Annotated in this window: 16 protein-coding genes; 9 read left to right on the top strand and 7 right to left on the bottom strand. The window is 74.0% G+C overall.

Going from position 1 to position 18,026, the window contains the following annotated elements; all coding sequences use genetic code 11:
- Nucleotides 1-98 precede the first annotated feature (98 nt).
- Both ABEA53_RS03585 and ABEA53_RS03580 read right to left on the bottom strand, forming a co-directional pair.
- Complete coding sequence (locus ABEA53_RS03585; RefSeq protein ID WP_345479578.1) at nt 99-2,312, bottom strand: polyribonucleotide nucleotidyltransferase; 2,214 nt, start codon at nt 2,310-2,312, stop codon at nt 99-101.
- Nucleotides 2,313-2,596: 284 nt separating this feature from the next.
- The gene (locus ABEA53_RS03580) at nt 2,597-3,811 is read right to left on the bottom strand and encodes an MFS transporter (protein ID WP_345479576.1); all 1,215 of its coding nucleotides are present in this window, start codon (nt 3,809-3,811) and stop codon (nt 2,597-2,599) included.
- A gap of 81 nt (nt 3,812-3,892) precedes the next feature.
- Here ABEA53_RS03580 and ABEA53_RS03575 point away from each other — a divergent pair, with 81 nt between their 5' ends.
- Together ABEA53_RS03575 and ABEA53_RS03570 are read left to right on the top strand one after the other, a co-directional pair.
- Complete coding sequence (locus ABEA53_RS03575; protein ID WP_345479575.1) at nt 3,893-4,792, top strand: LysR family transcriptional regulator; 900 nt, start codon at nt 3,893-3,895, stop codon at nt 4,790-4,792.
- Nucleotides 4,793-4,839: 47 nt separating this feature from the next.
- On the top strand, nt 4,840-5,799 hold the full coding sequence (locus ABEA53_RS03570; RefSeq protein ID WP_345479574.1) for a PrsW family glutamic-type intramembrane protease: 960 nt from the start codon (nt 4,840-4,842) through the stop codon (nt 5,797-5,799).
- Between the two features lie 50 nt (nt 5,800-5,849).
- Here ABEA53_RS03570 and ABEA53_RS03565 read toward each other — a convergent pair whose 3' ends face one another.
- The 3 genes from ABEA53_RS03565 to ABEA53_RS03555 are packed head-to-tail and all read right to left on the bottom strand — an operon-like array spanning nt 5,850 to nt 9,099.
- The gene (locus ABEA53_RS03565; protein WP_345479573.1) at nt 5,850-7,574 is read right to left on the bottom strand and encodes an FAD-binding oxidoreductase; all 1,725 of its coding nucleotides are present in this window, start codon (nt 7,572-7,574) and stop codon (nt 5,850-5,852) included.
- Nucleotides 7,571-8,323, bottom strand: coding sequence for a lysophospholipid acyltransferase family protein (locus ABEA53_RS03560; protein ID WP_345479572.1), 753 nt, complete (start codon nt 8,321-8,323; stop codon nt 7,571-7,573). Before ABEA53_RS03560 ends, ABEA53_RS03565 begins: the two co-directional genes overlap by 4 nt.
- Nucleotides 8,320-9,099, bottom strand: a complete 780-nt coding sequence (locus tag ABEA53_RS03555; protein WP_345479571.1) for an SDR family NAD(P)-dependent oxidoreductase — start codon at nt 9,097-9,099, stop codon at nt 8,320-8,322. Before ABEA53_RS03555 ends, ABEA53_RS03560 begins: the two co-directional genes overlap by 4 nt.
- Nucleotides 9,100-9,120: 21 nt before the next feature.
- Between ABEA53_RS03555 and ABEA53_RS03550 the strand changes: the two genes are divergently transcribed.
- From ABEA53_RS03550 to ABEA53_RS03540, 3 genes are read left to right on the top strand one after another with little or no spacing between them, the layout of a single operon-like run.
- The gene (locus ABEA53_RS03550) at nt 9,121-11,409 is read left to right on the top strand and encodes an HAD-IB family phosphatase (protein ID WP_345479570.1); all 2,289 of its coding nucleotides are present in this window, start codon (nt 9,121-9,123) and stop codon (nt 11,407-11,409) included.
- Nucleotides 11,406-12,173, top strand: a complete 768-nt coding sequence (locus tag ABEA53_RS03545) for a putative protein N(5)-glutamine methyltransferase (protein ID WP_345479569.1) — start codon at nt 11,406-11,408, stop codon at nt 12,171-12,173. The genes ABEA53_RS03550 and ABEA53_RS03545 overlap by 4 nt, the downstream gene beginning before the upstream one ends.
- A gap of 30 nt (nt 12,174-12,203) precedes the next feature.
- A complete protein-coding gene (locus ABEA53_RS03540) occupies nt 12,204-12,902 on the top strand; it encodes an HpcH/HpaI aldolase family protein (protein WP_345479568.1) in 699 nt (232 codons plus the stop codon).
- A 114-nt stretch (nt 12,903-13,016) separates the two neighbouring features.
- Here the strand turns inward: ABEA53_RS03540 and ABEA53_RS03535 are convergent, their stop codons facing one another.
- Entirely contained in the window at nt 13,017-13,265 is a 249-nt protein-coding gene (locus ABEA53_RS03535) for a glutaredoxin family protein (protein WP_345479567.1), read from the bottom strand.
- A 136-nt stretch (nt 13,266-13,401) separates the two neighbouring features.
- Here ABEA53_RS03535 and ABEA53_RS03530 point away from each other — a divergent pair, with 136 nt between their 5' ends.
- From ABEA53_RS03530 to ABEA53_RS03515, 4 genes are all read left to right on the top strand, one after another.
- Nucleotides 13,402-13,686 (top strand): hypothetical protein, encoded by a 285-nt coding sequence (locus tag ABEA53_RS03530; RefSeq protein WP_345479565.1) that lies wholly within the window; start codon nt 13,402-13,404, stop codon nt 13,684-13,686.
- The gene (locus ABEA53_RS03525) at nt 13,665-14,606 is read left to right on the top strand and encodes a GAF domain-containing protein (RefSeq protein ID WP_345479564.1); all 942 of its coding nucleotides are present in this window, start codon (nt 13,665-13,667) and stop codon (nt 14,604-14,606) included. Before ABEA53_RS03530 ends, ABEA53_RS03525 begins: the two co-directional genes overlap by 22 nt.
- A gap of 166 nt (nt 14,607-14,772) precedes the next feature.
- Nucleotides 14,773-16,350: an acetaldehyde dehydrogenase ExaC gene (gene exaC / locus ABEA53_RS03520; protein ID WP_345479677.1), complete on the top strand. Its 1,578-nt coding sequence runs from the start codon at nt 14,773-14,775 to the stop codon at nt 16,348-16,350.
- 133 nt (nt 16,351-16,483) lie between these two features.
- Complete coding sequence (locus ABEA53_RS03515) at nt 16,484-16,897, top strand: DUF779 domain-containing protein (protein WP_345479563.1); 414 nt, start codon at nt 16,484-16,486, stop codon at nt 16,895-16,897.
- 60 nt (nt 16,898-16,957) lie between these two features.
- Here the strand turns inward: ABEA53_RS03515 and ABEA53_RS03510 are convergent, their stop codons facing one another.
- On the bottom strand, nt 16,958-17,962 hold the full coding sequence (locus ABEA53_RS03510) for a hypothetical protein (RefSeq protein WP_345479562.1): 1,005 nt from the start codon (nt 17,960-17,962) through the stop codon (nt 16,958-16,960).
- Nucleotides 17,963-18,026 lie beyond the last annotated feature (64 nt).

The raw sequence follows: 18,026 nt of genomic DNA, 5'->3' as shown, positions 1-18,026 counted from the left end.
CAGCAGTATCTCATGTGCCGAAACACTGCGAGGAAGGCTTGACAACGGCGCTCCCCGTCCGCGAGCGGACGGGGAGCGCCGTGGTGCTCGACTGAGCGTCAGACCGTGGCGGGCTCCTCGACGACGGGCGCCAGCGACAGCTTGCCGCGGTCGTCCATCTTCGTGATCTCGACCTGGATCTTCTGGCCCACGGCGAGGACGTCCTCGACGTTCTCGACCCGCTTGCCGCCGGCGAGCTTGCGCACCTCGGAGATGTGCAGCAGGCCGTCGCGGCCGGGCAGCAGCGACACGAAGGCGCCGAACGCGGCGATCTTCACGACGGTGCCGAGGAACCGCTCGCCGATCTCCGGGTTGTGCGGGTTCGCGATCGCGTTGACCGCGGCGCGCGCGGCCTCGGCGGACGGGCCGTCGACGGCGCCGATGTAGACGGTGCCGTCCTCCTCGATGGAGATGTCGGCGCCGGTCTCGTCCTGGATGCCGTTGATCGTCTTGCCCTTGGGGCCGATCAGCTCGCCGATCTTGTCGACGGGGATGTTCACGCTGATGACGCGGGGCGCGGTGGGCGCCATCTCGTCGGGCGCGTCGATCGCCTGGTTCAGGACGCCGAGGATCGTCAGGCGGGCCTCGCGGGCCTGCTGCAGCGCGCCGTCGAGCACCGACGACGGGATGCCGTCGAGCTTCGTGTCGAGCTGGATCGCGGTGACGAACTCGCTGGTGCCGGCGACCTTGAAGTCCATGTCGCCGAGCGCGTCCTCCGCGCCGAGGATGTCGGTGAGGGTCGCGTACTGCGTCTCCCCGTCCACCGTGTCGGACACGAGGCCCATCGCGATGCCCGCGACGGGCGCCTTCAGCGGGACGCCCGCGTTCAGCAGGGACAGCGTGGAGGCGCAGACGGAACCCATCGAGGTGGAGCCGTTGGACCCGAGGGCCTCCGACACCTGACGGATCGCGTAGGGGAACTCCTCGCGCGGCGGCAGCACCGGCACGAGCGCGCGCTCGGCGAGGAAGCCGTGCCCGATCTCGCGACGCTTCGGCGACCCCACGCGACCGGTCTCACCGGTCGAGTAGGGCGGGAAGTTGTAGTGGTGCAGGTAGCGCTTCTTGGTGACGGGCGACAGCGAGTCGATCTGCTGCTCCATCTTGAGCATGTTCAGCGTGGTCACGCCGAGGATCTGCGTCTCGCCGCGCTGGAAGATCGCGGAGCCGTGGACGCGCGGGATGACCGCGACCTCGGCGTCGAGCGGGCGGATGTCCTTCAGGCCGCGGCCGTCCATGCGGACGCCCTCGGACAGGATGCGGCCGCGGACGACCTTCTTGGTGACCGACTTGTAGGCGCCGGAGACCTCGCCCAGGGCGGAGGCCGGCAGCTCGCCGCCGTCGACCATCATCTGGACGCTGTCCTTGACGCGCGACTTGAGGGCGTCGTCGGCGTCCTGCCGCTCGACCTTGCCGGCGATCTGGTAGACGGCCTTGAGGTCCTCGAGCGCCAGGTCCTCGACGACCGAGTAGGTCGCGTCGGAGTAGGGCAGGAAGATCGGGTACTCGCGGGTCTCCTTGGCGGCCTGCTCCGCGAGCTCGGCCTGGGCCTCGACGAGCGCCTTGAGGAACGGCTTGGCGGCCTCGAGGCCCTGGGCCACGACCTCCTCGTTGGGCTTGACGGCGCCGGCGCGGATCTTCTCGAACGCGGTCTCCGTCGCCTCGGCCTCGACCATCATGATCGCGACGTCGCCGGACTCGGTGACCCGGCCCGCGACGGTCAGGTCGAAGACGGCGTCCTCGAGCTGCGCGAAGGTCGGGAAGGCGACCCACTGGCCGTCGATGAGTGCCAGACGGACGCCGCCGATCGGGCCGCTGAACGGCACGCCGGACAGCTGGCTCGACGCGGAGGCCGCGTTGATCGCGAGGGCGTCGTAGAACTCGCCCGGGGCGATCGACAGCACGGTGATGACGATCTGGACCTCGTTGCGGAGGCCGGTGATGAACGACGGGCGCAGCGGCCGGTCGATCAGGCGGCAGACCAGGATCGCCTCGGTGGAGGGGCGGCCCTCGCGGCGGAAGAACGAGCCGGGGATCTTGCCGGCGGCGTAGGACCGCTCCTCGACGTCGACCGTCAGCGGGAAGAAGTCGAACTGGTCCTTGGGGTGCTTGCCGATGCTCGTCGCGGACAGCAGCATCGTGTCCTCGTCGAGGTACGCGGCGACGGAACCCTGCGCCTGCTGCGCGAGGCGGCCGGCCTCGAAGCGGATGGTGCGCTTGCCGAACTTCCCGTTGTCCAGGACGGCTTCGGCGGACTTGATCTCGGGACCCTCCAAGAGGTGTCTCCTTTTCTGTTCACGTGCGTCTCGCGGACGCGCTTCGCGGAGCAGAGTGAGATCGGAAGGGAGGAGCGTGGCAAGCCCAGTCGCCCCGGTCCCGTGTGGACCGCGGTCGAGCTCGGCTTCTGGTCATCAGTAGAAGAGCGCGGGACCTGCGGCCCCGAAGTCCACCACTAACGACCAGCTCCCTGCCGGTCTGCTCCGGTGCTCCGCGCTGCCGCGGAGCGTCTCCATGGTAACAGGGCGGCGTGTCGGGGCCGGGGCAGGGCGTGCGGGGTTTCTCAGCGGTCGGCGACCTTGAGGGCCATGCGCGGGCCCGCGACCGCCGCGAGCACGGCGATGACGGCGCTGAACCCCACCAGGACGGGCACCGCCGGCAGGAACGCGATGGCGGCACCGACCAGCAGCACGGGCACGGTGAGGCCGACGTAGGCGATCAGGAACATGGCGGCGAGCACCTCGCCGCGCTGCGGGGCGTCGACGAGCCCGGTCGCGGCGCCCAGGGAGGCGCGGAACAGCAGGCCCACGCCGAGCCCCGCGACGAGGCCGCCGAGCACGAAGAGCCACTCCACGACGAGGAGCGCGGCGACGGCCAGCCCCGCGAGGCCGACGACCATCGCGACCGTCGCGACGACGAGCTGGACGCGGACCCGCACCGGCGTGAAGAACACCTGGCCGATCGCGGCCACCGCGAACACGCCGAACGGCACCGCGCCGGCGACGACGCGCGACGGCGAGCGGAACTCCCCTGCGAGGAACGACGGGGCGAGGGAGGTGAAGAGGCCGAAGATCGCGAAGGCCGCGAACACCCCCGCACCCGCCGCGAAGAAGACGCTGCGACCGGCGGTCGGCACCGCGAGCCGCTGCGGCCGCCAGGGCCGCGAGCTGCGCCGCACGGTCTCGGGCGTCACCAGCACCACGACCGCGGCGGCCACGAGCACGACCAGCGACACCAGGTACGGCGTCACGAGCGGCGCCGGCGCGTACTGGGCGAGCAGGCCGCCCACGAGCGGGCCGACGCCCAGACCGCCGATGTTCGCGATCGTCGCCACGACCGCCGGCACCCCGGCGCGGCGGTCGCCGTTCGCGGTGCGCCACAGCTCCCCCAGGTGCGCGGTCGCCGCCGCCGTCAGCGCGCCGACCCCGAGGCCCGTCAGGAACCGGGCGACGAGCAGCACCGGCACGGTCGGGAACAGCAGGAACAGGACGCTCGCGACGAGCTCCAGCACGATCGCGAAGACCGCCGGCGGCTTGCGGCCGACCCAGTCGGAGACGTGCCCGACGAGGTAGAGGCTGAGCGCCACGCCCACCGCGTACGCCGCGAAGATCACCGTGACGACCCAGGTGGGGAACCCGTCCCGCTGCTGGTACAGCGCGTAGAGCGGTGTCGGCACGGTGGTGAAGGCCATCGCGGCGAGGAACACGGCGGCGGTCGTCCAGAAGGCCGTGCCGTGCGGCAGGCGCCCCGTGGCGACGGGGACGGTGGAGGTGGTCACAGGAGCGATCGTCCTCGGCTCGGGCGATCGTGTCCAACGAACGGTCTTGCTCCTGACGATCGACAGGACCGATCATGGAGCATGGACCTGCCCACCGTCGAGGCGTTCGTCGCCGTCGCCGAGGAGCGCCACTTCGGCGCCGCCGCCGCCCGCCTCCACCTGGTGCAGTCGAGCGTCTCCGCCGCGATCGCGCGGCTCGAGCGCGAGCTCGGCGCGCGCCTGCTCGACCGCTCCCCGCGGTCGGTCTCGCTGACGGAGGCGGGCGCCGCCGTGCTGCCGGAGGCGCGGCGCCTCCTCGCCGCGGGCGAGGGCATGCGGCTCGCGGCGGTCGGCGAGGCGGGACTCACCGGCACCGTGCGCTTCGGCACCTTCTCGGCGCTGCCGGTGATCGACCTGCCGCGGCACCTCGCGGCGTTCGCCGCCGCGCACCCCGCGGTCGAGGTGCGCCTCAGCACCTCCCCCTCCGGCTCCACCGGCCTCGCGGCCGACCTGCGCGCCGGGCGGCTCGACGTCGGCCTCGTCGCCCTGCCGCCCGATCTGACCGGCGGGCTCGCGCTCACCCCGCTGGCCCGGTACGCCTTCGCGGCGCTGCTGCCGGCCGTCTCGCCGCTCGCGGGTCGCGTAGTCCTGCGGCTGACCGACCTCGCGGACGAGCCGTTCGTCGACAGCCCCGCGGGCTTCGGGCACCGCGTCTTCTCCGACCGGGCCTTCGCCGCGGCCGGCGTCGCGCGGCAGGTGCGCACCGAGATCGCGGACCTGCCGTCGCTCGGGGCCTACGTCGCGGCGGGCCTCGGGGTCGCGGTCGTGCCGGCCGCGCTCGTCGACCCGCAGCCGGGCGTCGTCGTCGTGCCGCTGCGCGAGCCCTTCGACTGGGAGGTCGCGATCGCCACCCGGCCCGAGCCCTCCGCGGCCGTCGCCGCGTTCATCGGCCTCGCCCTGCACCTGTTCCCGCGCGACCGCGGAGCCCTGTCCGCGGACTGACACCGACCGCGCGGCGGGTTCCCGGGTCGCCGCGGCATCGTTGCGGCGTGAGCACCGCCGGCGCCTCCGTGCCCCTGACGACCCCCTCCCTCCACGCCGACGAGCCGGCCCGCACGCACCGGCACGGCTGGTGGTGGAAGAGCCTGCTGCTCGGGGCGCTGCTGTGGATGGTGACCATCGTGGTCACGGTCGCCACGCGGAACACGAACCTGGTGCCGACGCTGATCCTGCTCGGCAGCTTCCTCGTGCCGTTCTCCGTCGTGCTCTTCGCGGCGGAGCGGATCAGCTCGCGCTTCCCGACCTCGTCGCTGATGATCGCGTTCTTCGTCGGCGGCGTGCTCGGGGTGCTCGGGGCGTCGCTGCTGGAGGCGCCGCTCACGGCGGGCGGCGTCGGCGGCTTCCTGCTGGTCGGGCTGATCGAGGAGCTGGTGAAGGTCGTGCTGCTCGTCGTCATCGGGCGGCACCTCGTGCCGAAGACCGCCCGGCAGGGCGCCCTGCTCGGCGCGACGGTCGGCGCCGGCTTCGCGGCGTTCGAGTCGGCGGGCTACGCCTTCAACGCCGCGCTCGGGGGCCGGGGCATCGACCTGCTGGGCCTGCTGCAGACGGAGGCGGTGCGGTCCGTGCTCACGCCGCTCGGCCACGTGCTCTGGACGGCCGTGCTCGGCGCCGCGGTCTTCGCCGCCTCGCGCGACGGCCGCCGCTACCGCTTCACCGTCGGCGTCGTGCTCGCCTACGTGCTCGTGGCGGTGCTGCACGGGCTCTGGGACTCGATGGGCGGGATCAGCACGATCATCGCGATCGTCGCGACCGGCAACGCCGTGCCCGCGTTCGAGTACGGCACCCTCCGCACGGGCACCCGGGGCGAGGTCGGCGCGATCACGACCGGCGTCTACGTGCTCGGCCTCGGCGTCGTGTCCGTCATCGGCGGGCTGTCGCTGCGCGCCATCGTGCGCCGCCACCGCCCTCGCGACCGCGCGATGTCGCAGGAGCACGCCACCCTGCGTTGACGCCCGTTCGCGAAGCGGATCCGCGCACGAGGTGCGGATCCGCGGCGCGGCTAGGAGGCGGTGATCTTCGCCGGGTTGAGGTTGCGGCCCGGGTCCGTCGCCGCGAACAGGCCCTCGAGCACGCCGATGCCGGGGTCCGACAGCACGTCGGGCAGCCACTCGGCGTGCTCGAGGCCGATGCCGTGGTGGTGGCTGGGCACCCCGCCCAGGTCGATGAACGCCTGCTGGATCGCGTGCTTCACGACGTCGTACTCCGCCTCCGGGTCGTCCTGCGCGACGAAGGCGAACGTGAAGTAGAGGCAGGCTCCCGAGTGGTACGAGTGCGACAGGTGGCTCATGATCCAGCCCTTGCGGCCGATCGACGCGTAGGCCGCCTCCGCCGCGGCGATGACGCCGTCGTGCATCGCGTCGAGCCCCGACCACGGCACGCTCGTCTCCGACACGTCGCCGACGGTGCCGCGGTCGAGCAGGAAGTCGCGCAGGTACGGGGTGTCGAACTTCTTCTGGTCGTAGAGCACGCCCGGGCCGGTGCCGACGCTCACACCGCCGTTGCGCTTGACGATGCGCTCGACGGCCTTGCGCTGCCGGGCGACGTGGTCGTCCGCGCCCTCGTAGCCGATGAACGACAGGCACATCGCGTCGAGGTCCCAGCCGCGCCGCTTCAGGAACGCGAACAGCCCCTTCTGCGCGAGGCCGGAGAAGCCCTTCGACGCCTTCGAGGTGGCGAGGGAGAAGCCCGTCTCGCGCCCGTCGGAGACGCGGGTGATCGCGGGGTGCACGTCGCTCTCCGCGATCTGCTGCATCGCCGCGCTGCCGGCGCGCCAGTTCGGGAAGAAGTAGGCGTGGATGACGCGCTTCGCCGGCACGCGGTGCACCTGCACGGTCGCCTCGGTGATCACGCCGAGGCGGCCCTCGCTGCCGAGGATCATCTCCCGCACCGACGGACCGGTGGAGGCGGAGGGGGTCGCGCGCAGCTCGAGCAGGCCGCCGGGCCGCGCGACGTGCAGGCCCCGCGTGATGTCCGCGATGTCGCCGTACTTGTCCGACTGCATGCCGGAGGAGCGGGTGGCGATCCAGCCGCCGAGGCTCGAGTGCGTGAAGGAGTCGGGGAAGTGGCCGATGGTCCAGCCGCGCTCGTTCAGCTGCGCCTCGAGCGACGGGCCGAGCGCGCCGGCCTGGATGCGGGCGAGCCCGGATCGCTCGTCGATCCCGAGCACGCGGTCGAGCAGTCCGAGGTCGACGGACACGACGGGGCGGGGCTCCCCCGGCACCGGCTCGAGCGAGCCCGCGATGTTGCTGCCGCCGCCGAAGGGGATCAGCACGGCGTCGTGCGCGACGACCGCGTCGACGACTGCCTGCACCGCGGCCTCGTCCGCCGGGTAGACGACGAGGTCGGGCACGCGCGGCAGGCGCCCGGCGCGCACCTTGATCAGGTCGCGGATGCTCTTGCCGTAGGTGTGCACGACGCGGTCGAGGTCGCCGTCGACGACCCCGTCGGCGCCGACGGCCGCGGCGAGGGCGTCGCGGAGCGCCTCCCCCGCGATCGACGCCGGCACGTCGAGCCGGTCGAAGTCGGGCTGCGCCAGCGGCTCGGTGCCGTCCAGGTCGATGCCGACCGCCTTCAGCACGAACGGCGCGAAGGCGGGCTTGTCCTCGTGGTGGAAGGCGACGCCGGGCACGCCCCAGCCCCACCACTTCATGTGGGCCACGGTCGAGGACCGCACCGCGGCCGCGTCCTCGCGGTCCGCGGCGGTCGGGGTGACGAGATCGGTCATCGCTTACCTCCGGACGTGGCGCGACCCCTCGAGAGGACCGCGTGGGCGTGCTCGTCGTGCAGTCGCTGCACCTCGCCGCGGACGCGGCGCATGTAGTCGGTCGGGGTCTCGCCCGCCTGGGCGAAGACCGGGTCACCGTAGACCACCCCGACCGGCGGGCGGCCGCTCTTCGGCCACTTCGAACCGCGGGGGTGCGCGAGGCCGGCGCCGATGATCGCCACGGGCACGCAGGGCACGTTCGTCTGGTTCGCGAGGGCCGCGGCACCGGACTTGAAGGTGCCGATGCTGCCGTTCTTGCTGCGCGTCCCCTCCGGGAACACCAGCAGGGGCACGCCGCGCTGCAGCAGCGACCGCGCCTCGGACGCCGGGCGGTTCAGGCCGGACCGGTGGATGGGGAACGCGTTGAAGAACAGCGCCGTGAGGCCCTTGCGCCACCTCACGTCGAAGAAGTAGTCCGCGGCGGCGCCGGCCGCCAGGTAGCGCGCGAGGCGCCGCGGCAGCGTCGTGAAGACGAGGGGCGCGTCGAGGTGGCTGGAGTGGTTCGCGACGACGACGAAGGCGCCGCGGAGGTCCGCGAGGCGCTCGCGGCCGAGGATGCGCACGGTGAGGATCGAGCGGATCACGCCGCCGAGCAGCACCCGCTGCGCCACCCAGCGGGCCGCGGCCATCGGCTTCGAGGTGTACCGGTCGAACTGCACGACCGGTGGTTCGGAGCCGGCCGGGCGCTTGGTCGTCACCCGTGTGGTCACTGGGGAAGGCTACTGCTGCGCCGGTCGCTCAGCGCCCTGGAGACCCTGCGAACCCCTGAGCGCGGCGCGTGGCGCAGCACCAGCATCAGCGCCTTGTAGCGGACGCTCGGCGTCGAGATCACGCGGCCCCGCGACAGGTCCTTCAGCGCGGCCTCGACGAGCGCGTCGGCGTCGAGCCACAGCGCGCCCGGCATGGAGGAGCCGGCGATGCCCGCGCGCTCGTGGAACTCGGTGCGGACCCACCCGGGCTCGAGCGCCATCGCGGTGACGCCGGTGCCGGCGAGCTCGTTCGCGAGCCCCTCCGTGTAGACGGTCACCCACGCCTTGATCGCCGAGTAGCCGCCCATCGTGATGCGGCCGGCCGTGGACCCGACGTTCACGATGCGGCCGGAGCCGCGCCGCGCCATCGCCCGGCCGGCGGCGCCGGAGAGCACCTGCACGGCGCGCACCATCACCTCGAAGGCGCGGTCGTGCGCGGCCTGGTCGGTGGAGAGCAGGGAGGCGCGCACCGAGAACCCGGCGTTGTTCACGAGCAGCTCGACCGGGCGACCGGCGTCCTCGAGCCGCTCCGCGACCCGCGTCACGTCGGCGCGGTCGGACAGGTCGGCGCGCAGCACCTCGACCTGCCGCCCCCGGCCGCGGTACCGCGCCGCCTCCGACTCGAGCCGCGCCTCGTCGCGGGCGACGAGCACCAGGTCCCACCCGCGTCGCGCGAGCGCCCGGGCGAAGGCCGCACCGATCCCGCTGGTGGCCCCGGTCACGAGCGCAGTCGCCATTCCGCATACGATACGGACCCGATGACGAACGACGCCGCTGCCGGCACCGGCGCCACCTCCGAAGGCCCCGTCCCGCGACTGAGCGGGCACGTCCTCGTCACGGGAGGCACCGGCTTCGTCGGGCAGGCCGTGCTCGAGCGCCTGCTCGTGTCCCACCCCGACACCCGGGTCTCGCTGCTCGTCCGCGGCAAGACGGGGCAGTCCGCCGAGGACCGCGTGCGCAAGCTGCTGTCCAAGCCCGTGTTCAAGCCGTGGCGGGAGGCGGTCGGCCGCGACGAGGCGGCCCGGATCTTCGCCGAGCGCGTGACCGCGATCGAGGGCTCCCTCGACGAGGTGCCCCCGCTGCCCGGCGACCTCGACTTCGTGCTGCACAGCGCCTCCACCGTCTCGTTCGACCCGCCGATCGACGAGGCCTTCGCCACGAACACCGGCGGCGCGAGGAACCTCTACTCGGCGATCCTCGCGAGCGGCGCCGACCCCCACGTCGTGCACGTGTCCACCTGCTACGTCGGCGGCATGCGCAAGGGCGTGCTGCCCGAGGGCCGCCTCGAGCACGAGGCGGACTGGAAGGTGGAGGCCACCGCGGCCGCCGCCGCCCGCCAGCGGGTCGAACTGCGCAGCCGCGAGCCGGGCGTGCTCCGCGGCCTGATGGCGAAGGCCCGGGCCGAGCACGGCAAGGAGGGCCCCCGCGCCGTCGCGCAGGCCGCCGAGGCCGCCCGCGTCGACTGGGTCAAGCAGCGCCTCGTCGCCGCCGGCCGCTCCCGCGCGCAGAGCCTCGGCTGGACCGACGTCTACACGCTGACCAAGGCGCTCGCCGAGCGGGCCGCGGAGGAGCTGTGGGGCGCCGGGCACCGCCTGTCGGTCGTGCGGCCGAGCGTCATCGAGAGCGCCCTCGAGCACCCGTTCCCCGGCTGGATCGACGGCTTCAAGGTCGCCGACCCGCTGATCATCGCCTTCGGCCGCGGCCAGCTGCCCGACTTCCCGGGCGTGCCCGACTCGGTGCTCGACATCATCCCCGTCGACTTCGTCGTCAACGCGATGCTCGCCGCGGCCGCGACGCCGCCCGAGCCCGGGGCGCCGCGGTACCTGCAGGTCGCCTCCGGTGCGAGCAACCCGCTGCCGTTCCACGCGATGTACGGCAACGTGCACGAGTACTTCACCGCCAACCCGATCCCCGACACCCCGGGTGCGGAGCGGGTGCCGACCTGGCAGTTCCCGGGCGACCGCCGCGTCGAGCGGGCGATCCGCCGGGCGGAGACCGTCGTCGGCGCGGCGAACACGGCGCTCGACCGGATGCCGTCGACGAAGCGCACCCGGGAGTGGCAGCGCACGATGGGCCGGCGCGAGCGCGACGTCGCGAGCCTGCGCCAGCTGTCCGACCTGTACCGCGCGTACGTCGGCACCGAGGTCATCTTCGACGACGCGAACACCCGCGCGCTCGGCGCGCGCGTGCCGGTCGACCGGCCGACGGAGGGCTTCGACGTCACGCGCATCGACTGGCGCGACTACCTGCAGTCCGTGCACGTGCCCGCCGTCACGCAGCTGATGCGCGTGTTCTCCCGGGGCCGCAGCAGCGAGCGCGCCGCCGCGTCCGCCCCGAAGGCGCTGCCGCAGCGCAGCGACGTGCTCGCGGTGTTCGACCTCGAGGGCACCGTCGTCGAGTCGAACATCGTGCAGCAGCTGCTGTGGGTGCGGCGCGCGCAGGGCGGCGAGGCGGCCGCGGCCGGCGAGACCGCGTCCATCCTCACGCGGCTCCCCTCCTACCTGGCGGCCGAGCGGCGGGACCGCGGCGAGTTCCTGCGCTCGTTCCTGCGGCGCTACGCGGGCATGCCGGCCGAGCGGCTGCGCTCCGCGGTGCGCGGCGGGTACACCGACGCGCTGCTGGCGCACACGAGCGGCGACGCCCTGCAGCGGGTGCGCGAGCACCGCGCGGCCGGGCACCGCACCGTGCTCGTGACCGGGTCGATCGGCGTGCTGGCGGAGCCGCTGGCGGCGCTGTTCGACGAGGTCGTCGCGGGCACGATGCACGAGGACGGCGGCGTGCTGACCGGCTACCTCGGCGCGCCCCCGCTCGTCGACGAGGCGCGCGGCGCCTGGCTGGCGCAGTACGCGGGCCGGGGCGGCTTCGACCTGTCCGCCTCCTACGCGTACGGCGACAGCGTCGCGGACCTGCCGTGGCTGTCGCTCGTCGGCAACGCGACCGCGGTGAACCCCGACGCGCGGCTCGCCCGCGCCGCGCTGAAGCGCCGCTGGCCGATCCTCGACTGGCGCCGCGGCGGGGTCTCCCGCGCCGACCTGCTCGCTCCGTGACCCCTGACGCGATCGTGACGCGCCTCCGGGCCGCGGGCGTCGTGTTCGCGGAGGAGGAGGCGGCGCTGCTCGCGGAGGCCGCCGCCGGCACCGCGCTGGACGACCTCGTCGAGCGCCGGGCCGCCGGCGAGCCGCTCGAGCCGCTGCTCGGCTGGGCGGCGTTCGACGGGCTGCGCGTGCCCGTCGACCCGCACGTGTTCGTGCCCAGGCGTCGGACCGAGCTGCTCGCCCGCGAAGCGGCGGCGCGCGTCCGGCCCGGCTCGACGGTGCTCGACCTGTGCTGCGGCACGGGGGCGGTGGGCCTCGCGGTCGCGACGCGCGTGCCGGGCGTCGAGCTGCACGCCGCGGACGTGGAGCCCGCGGCGGTGGAGAACGCCCGCCGCACCCTCGCGCCCGTCGGCGGCGAGGTGTCGCTCGGCGACCTGTTCGCCGCGCTGCCCGACCGCCTCCGGCACCGCTTCGACGTCATCGCGGTGAACGCGCCCTACGTGCCGAGCGACCGGATCGCGGACATGCCGCGGGAGGCGCGGGAGTTCGAGCCGCGGATCGCCCTCGACGGGGGCGGCGACGGCCTCGACGTGCACCGCCGGGTCGCGGCCGAGGTGCGGGAGTGGCTCGCGCCGGGCGGGGCGGTGCTGATCGAGACCGGGCGCACCCAGGCGGCCTGGACCGCGCTGCTGCTCGAGCAGGCCGGGCTGTCCGCCGCCGTGGAGTCGGACGACGAGGTCGACGGCACCGTCGCGATCGGCGTGCTGCCCGGCTGACGTCCCGGCCGACGTCGCTAGCGTGCGGGCATGACGGAGGACTTGCGGCTCGGGGTCTGGGCGATGCTCGGGGAGCCGAGGACGACGGCGGCGCTCGAGGACGCCGGGTTCGACTGGGTGCTGCTGGACCAGCAGCACGGGCACTTCGACGACGCCGCGGTGCGCGCCACCTTCGCGCTGCGGCACGAGCGCCGGGTGCCGGTGCTCGTGCGGCCGCGCGCGAACCGGGCGGACCTCATCGGGCGGGCGCTCGACGCCGGCGCGGACGGGGTGATCGTGCCGCTCGTCGAGAGCGCGGCGGAAGCGGAGGCGGCCGTCGCCGCGGCGTCCTCCCCGCCCCGCGGCACCCGCAGCTTCGGCCCCCTCCCGGGCGCGCTGCAGGCCGAGCGGCCGTTCGTCGGCGTGATGGTCGAGACCGCCGCCGGGCTCGCCGCGCTCGACGCGATCGCGGCGACGCCGGACCTCGACCTCGTGTTCGTCGGGCCGTTCGACCTGTCGCAGAGCCTCGGCACGACCGTCGACGACCTGCTCGCCGACGACGGGCCGGAGGCGCCGCTGCCCCGCGTCGTCGCCGCGTGCCGCGCGGCCGGCGTGCGGGCCGGGGCCTTCGGCGCGACGGAGGCGCGGGCCCGACGCTTCCTCGAGCTCGGCTTCACGGACGTCGTGGCCGCGCTCGACACCTCCGTGCTCGCCGCAGGGGGCGCGATCGCCGACCGGGTGCGCGCCTAGCGCGCTCGCGGATCCGCACGGATCCCGCGACACCCAGCCCCCGGGCCTCCGCGGCCGGGGTGCCGCTCCGCCGTCCCGGATCCGCGACGGATCTCCGGATCGGCGGAGAGGTCGTCAGACGACGGCGAGCTTGGTGCGCAGCGCCTCGTCGGACGGCTCCACCAGGTGCGAGCCGTCGGGGAACACGATCACCGGGATGTTCGGGCGGCCGCTGACCGCCATCGCCTCGTCCGCGGCCTCCTTCGACACCTCGACGTCGACGTAGCGGTAGTCGATCCCCTCGGCGTCGAGCAGCGCCTTCGACCGGCGGCAGTCGCGGCACCAGTCGGCGCCGTACATCGTGATCTCGGCGGAGTCGCTCATGCGCCGAGCCTATGCCGACCGCCGCGACCGACCGTGCGTGCACACCTCGCCGTCGACCGTTCCGCGGGCGCGGCGCCGTGGGTAGCGTGGTGGGCCTGCCGCCGTCGACGACGACGCCCGGCGGACGGGAGGTCCGATGCCCGCCGAGTCGCGGGGCGCGCGCAGCGGTTCGCCGCGGCGCCTCGTCGCCGAGTCGTGGGCCCGGGCGAGAGCCGGCCGGCTCGAGCCCGAGCGCGCCGAGGCGGGCGCGCCGATCGAGCGCGACCGGCTCGACGAGCTGCGCGGCGGCCACCCCCTCGCGGCGGCGCTGCCCGTGATCCGCTCGCTGCTCGTCCGCGACGCGGACCCCGACAGCGGCGTCGTCGTCGCGGTCGGCGACGCGGCGGGTCGGCTGCTGTGGTGGAGGGGGACCCGGTCCTGATGGAGCGCGCCGAGGCGATGCGCTTCGTCGCGGGCGCCGACTGGTCCGAGGGCCGCATCGGCACCTCCGCGCCCGGCACCGCGCTCGCCCTCGACCGCTCGGTGCAGATCGCGGGCGCCGAGCACTTCGCGCTCTCGGTGCGGCAGTGGAGCTGCACCGCCGTGCCCCTGCACGACCTGGAGACGCACGAGACCATCGGGGTGCTCGACATCACGGGGGGCCCGGAGGTCGTCGCGCCCCGCGCCCTTCCGCTGCTCGAGGCGACCGCCGCCGCGGTGGAGCGCGAGCTGCTGCTGCAGCGCCTGCGGAGCGGCGGGCGCCGCCGCCGCGCGTCCGTCGCCCGGGCGCCGCGCCTCGCGGTGCTGGGCCGCGATCAGGCGGCGCTGACCGTCGGCGGCGTGACGACCGAGCTCTCCCTCCGGCACGCGGAGCTGCTCGCGCTGCTGGCGTGGCATCGGACCGGGGTGTCGGCCGAGCGCCTCGCCGAGCTGGTCCACGGGCGGTCGGACGCCGCCGCCACGATCCGGCCGGAGATGGTGCGGCTGCGCCACGTGCTCGCCGGCGTCGCGCCGACCCTCGTGCCGCTCGCGCGGCCCTACCGCCTCCCGGTCCCCGTCGACCTCGACGTGCGCCGGCTGCTCGCGCTGCTCGATCGCGGGGCGCACCGCGCGGCGCTCGACGCCTACCCGGGCGAGGTGCTGCCGGGCTCCGTCGCGCCCGGCGTCGAGGAGATCCGGAACGAGGTGGAGGCGCGCCTCCGGGAGGCGATCCTCGAGAGCGCCTCCCCCGACCTGCTGCTCGCCTACGCGGAGCGCGTCGCGCCCGACGATCCCGCACCGCTCACCACCGCGCTGCGGCTGCTGCCCGCCCGGTCGCCGAAGCGGGCGGGCGTCGTGGCGCGCCTCGACGCGCTCGACTGAGCCGATCCCTCGGCGGACCGATCCCGCCGAGACGTGCAACCCGGCGCAACGTCGCCCGACCTAGCGTCCCGGTCCAGGCACGCGGAACGTGCCCGACCGCGGCGGGTGCACCCCGGTTCCGCGGCCCGGACGACGAAGTTCGGAAGGAACGAGTCCCACGATGACGATGTTCGCTGACGCTCCCGCCGAGAAGGCGCAGGAGGCACCTCCCGCCGCGAGCCCGCAGGTCTACGCGGCTCCCGGCGCCGACGGCTCCGTGGTGAGCTACAAGCCCCGGTACGACCACTTCATCGGCGGCCGATCCGTGCCGCCGGCCGAGGGCCGGTACTTCGACGACATCACGCCGGTGACCGGCAAGCCGTTCACCGAGATGGCGCGCGGCACCGCGAAGGACGTCGACGCCGCCGTCGAGGCGGGCTGGAAGGCGTTCCCCTCCTGGAGCCGCACCTCCCCCGCAGAACGGGCGCTGATGCTCACCCGGATCGCCGACCGCATGGAGGCGAACCTCGAGGCGATCGCGGTCGCCGAGACGTGGGAGAACGGCAAGCCGGTGCGCGAGACCCTCGCGGCCGACATCCCGCTCGCGATCGACCACTTCCGCTACTTCGCCGGCGCCCTGCGCGCCCAGGAGGGCGGCGTGTCCGAGATCGACCACGACACCATCGCGTACCACTTCCACGAGCCGCTCGGCGTGGTCGGCCAGATCATCCCCTGGAACTTCCCGATCCTCATGGCGACGTGGAAGCTCGCGCCGGCGCTCGCCGCCGGCAACTGCGTGGTGCTGAAGCCGGCCGAGCAGACCCCGGCGTCGATCCACCTCCTGCTCGACCTGATCAAGGACCTGATCCCGGCCGGCGTGCTGAACATCGTCAACGGGTTCGGCTTCGAGGCCGGCGCACCCCTCGCCTCCCACCCGCGCATCCGCAAGATCGCGTTCACCGGCGAGACCACGACCGGGCGCCTGATCATGCAGTACGCGAGCGAGAACCTGATCCCGGTCACGCTCGAGCTCGGCGGCAAGAGCCCGAACATCTTCTTCGAGGACGTCGCCCGCGAGAAGGACGCGTTCTACGAGAAGGCGCAGGAGGGCTTCTCGTTCTTCGCCCTCAACCAGGGCGAGGTGTGCACGTGCCCCTCCCGCGCGCTCGTCGCGAAGTCGATCTACGACGGCTTCGTGTCCGACGGCGTGGAGCGGGTCAAGCGCATCAAGCAGGGGAACCCGCTCGACGTGTCCACGATGATCGGCGCGCAGGCCTCCAACGACCAGCTCGAGAAGATCCTCTCGTACATGGACATCGGCACGCAGGGCGGGGCGAAGCTGCTGACGGGCGGCGAGCGCGCCGACCTCGGCGGCGACCTGACCGGCGGCTACTACGTGCAGCCGACGATCTTCGAGGGCACGAACGACATGCGGATCTTCCAGGAGGAGATCTTCGGGCCGGTGCTCGCGCTGACGTCCTTCGACGGGTTCGACGACGCGATCTCCATCGCGAACGACACCCTGTACGGCCTCGGCGCGGGCGTCTGGAGCCGCGACGGGTCGCAGCTGTACCGCGCGGGGCGAGCGATCGAGGCCGGCCGCGTCTGGTGCAACACGTACCACCAGTACCCGGCGCACGCCGCGTTCGGCGGGTACAAGCAGTCGGGCATCGGCCGCGAGAACCACAAGATGATGCTCGACCACTACCAGCAGACGAAGAACCTCCTCGTCTCGTACGCCGAGGGCCCCATGGGCTTCTTCTGATCCCGTCCCACCGCAGTGCTCGTTCCGCAGGATGCCGGGTCCTGCGGAGCGAGGGCTGCGGCGCAGACCGGCCCGTCGCGCGATGCGTCGTCTCGCGCGACGGGCCCCCACCCCCGCTGACCAGGAGGACCGGATGACCGCGTCGAGGATCGACGTCTCCCCCGCCGCCGCGGACATGCTGCGGGCGCTCGCCGCCCAGCACGGACCGCTGATGTTCCACCAGTCCGGCGGCTGCTGCGACGGCTCGAGCCCGATGTGCTACCCCGTCGGCATGTTCCGGACGGGCGCCGCCGACATGCACCTCGGCGACCTGGCGGTCGACGGCATCGACCCGGTTCCGGTGTACATGTCGGCGTCGCAGTACGAGCTCTGGAAGCTGACGCACATCACGATCGACCTCGTCGACGGCCGGGGCAGCGGCTTCTCCGTCGAGGCGCCGGAGGGCAAGCGCTTCCTGATCCGCTCCCGCATGCTGTCCGACGCGGAGGTGACGGAGCTCGGCATTACCCCGCGCTTCGCCGTCGGCGCGCGCCCGCTCCTCCGCTAGCGGGGCCAGCCGCTGCTGTTCTGCCGCTGCGCACCGCGGGATCAGCAGCTGAGGGCCCCGCTAGCGGAAGGGGCGGCGGGGACGGGAGCGGCGAGCCCGCTCGCAGTAGGCCGCAAGCGTCGTGCGGGGCCGCGTCGCCCGCACGCCGACCGGTGCGAGGACCGCCCGCAGCGCGGCAAGGTTCCCCGTCTGGACCCAGCCGACCCGGACGAGAGCGCGGACTCCGAGGCGCACCTCGTCCTCCCGCCGCTTCTCCTCGATGACGGCTCGTCCGGCACCCGCGGGCGCCATCGCCGCGTCGAGGTACTTCTGCTCGCCGTCGACCTCGATCCCGACGTCGGCCGTGCGGAGCCAGGCGTCGAGGTGGACGCGGCGGCCGCTCCGGAGCACGACCGGGCGCTGCAGCTCCGGCACCTCGACGCCGAGTCGCATCAGGGACACCCGCAGCCGCGACTCGGCGGCCGACTCGGCGCCGGGGTCGGCGAAGGCGACCACCTCGCCGATGCGCCGCGACGCCCGTCGAGCGCCGGCCAGCTCGACCGAGGCCTCGAGCACTTCGCGGGGCACGCCGGCGAGGAGCGCCGCGTCCGCCGCCATCACCCCCTCCTCGAAGGGCGACCCGCCCGCCAGGTCGAGAACGGTCCGACCGATCGAGGTCACGACGAGGTCGCCGATGCGGACGACCTCGGCGTCCTCCACGAGGAAGTGGTGCGTCACGAGGCCGGTCCTGTGCCGGTCGTCGTCCTCCGGAACCGTGACGTGCACGGCGCCGAGCCGCGAGCGGAGCACGGGCAGCCCGTGCGCGATCGCCGCCGACCAGTGCGAGACGAGCAGCGGCGCGTCCGAGGTCGCAGCCGCCGCTCGGAGGTGCACGACGTGCTGCTGCTCCGGCGACAGGCACCCGTACCCGGTGCGCTCGACGTACGCGCCGGGACGGAGGCGCAGGAGCAGACCGCGCTCGACGTCGCGGCTGATGGACGCCCGCTCGGTCGAGCTGCGGGATCCTCCGCTCACGAGCAGGATCTCGAGCCGCCACGGGTCGACGGGAGCGAGGACTGGTTGCACGCGCCGATGCTCGCGGGTCGGCGCGCCGAGCATGGCGGCACCGCCTGGGGAGGAGCGGATCCCG

Source organism: Amnibacterium soli, assembly GCF_039544415.1.
In the GTDB taxonomy this organism is placed as follows: domain Bacteria; phylum Actinomycetota; class Actinomycetes; order Actinomycetales; family Microbacteriaceae; genus Amnibacterium; species Amnibacterium soli.
This window is presented reverse-complemented; position numbering and strand designations above follow the sequence as displayed.

Excerpts from the sequence above, each read along its gene's own strand:
- ABEA53_RS03575 (WP_345479575.1), top strand. The coding sequence starts at position 3,893 with ATGGACCTGCCCACCGTCGAGGCGTTCGTCGCCGTCGCCGAGGAGCGC.
- ABEA53_RS03565 (WP_345479573.1), bottom strand. The coding sequence starts at position 7,574 with ATGACCGATCTCGTCACCCCGACCGCCGCGGACCGCGAGGACGCGGCC.
- ABEA53_RS03555 (WP_345479571.1), bottom strand. The coding sequence starts at position 9,099 with ATGGCGACTGCGCTCGTGACCGGGGCCACCAGCGGGATCGGTGCGGCC.
- ABEA53_RS03550 (WP_345479570.1), top strand. The coding sequence starts at position 9,121 with ATGACGAACGACGCCGCTGCCGGCACCGGCGCCACCTCCGAAGGCCCC.
- ABEA53_RS03540 (WP_345479568.1), top strand. The coding sequence starts at position 12,204 with ATGACGGAGGACTTGCGGCTCGGGGTCTGGGCGATGCTCGGGGAGCCG.
- ABEA53_RS03535 (WP_345479567.1), bottom strand. The coding sequence starts at position 13,265 with ATGAGCGACTCCGCCGAGATCACGATGTACGGCGCCGACTGGTGCCGC.
- ABEA53_RS03530 (WP_345479565.1), top strand. The coding sequence starts at position 13,402 with ATGCCCGCCGAGTCGCGGGGCGCGCGCAGCGGTTCGCCGCGGCGCCTC.
- exaC (WP_345479677.1), top strand. The coding sequence starts at position 14,773 with ATGTTCGCTGACGCTCCCGCCGAGAAGGCGCAGGAGGCACCTCCCGCC.
- ABEA53_RS03515 (WP_345479563.1), top strand. The coding sequence starts at position 16,484 with ATGACCGCGTCGAGGATCGACGTCTCCCCCGCCGCCGCGGACATGCTG.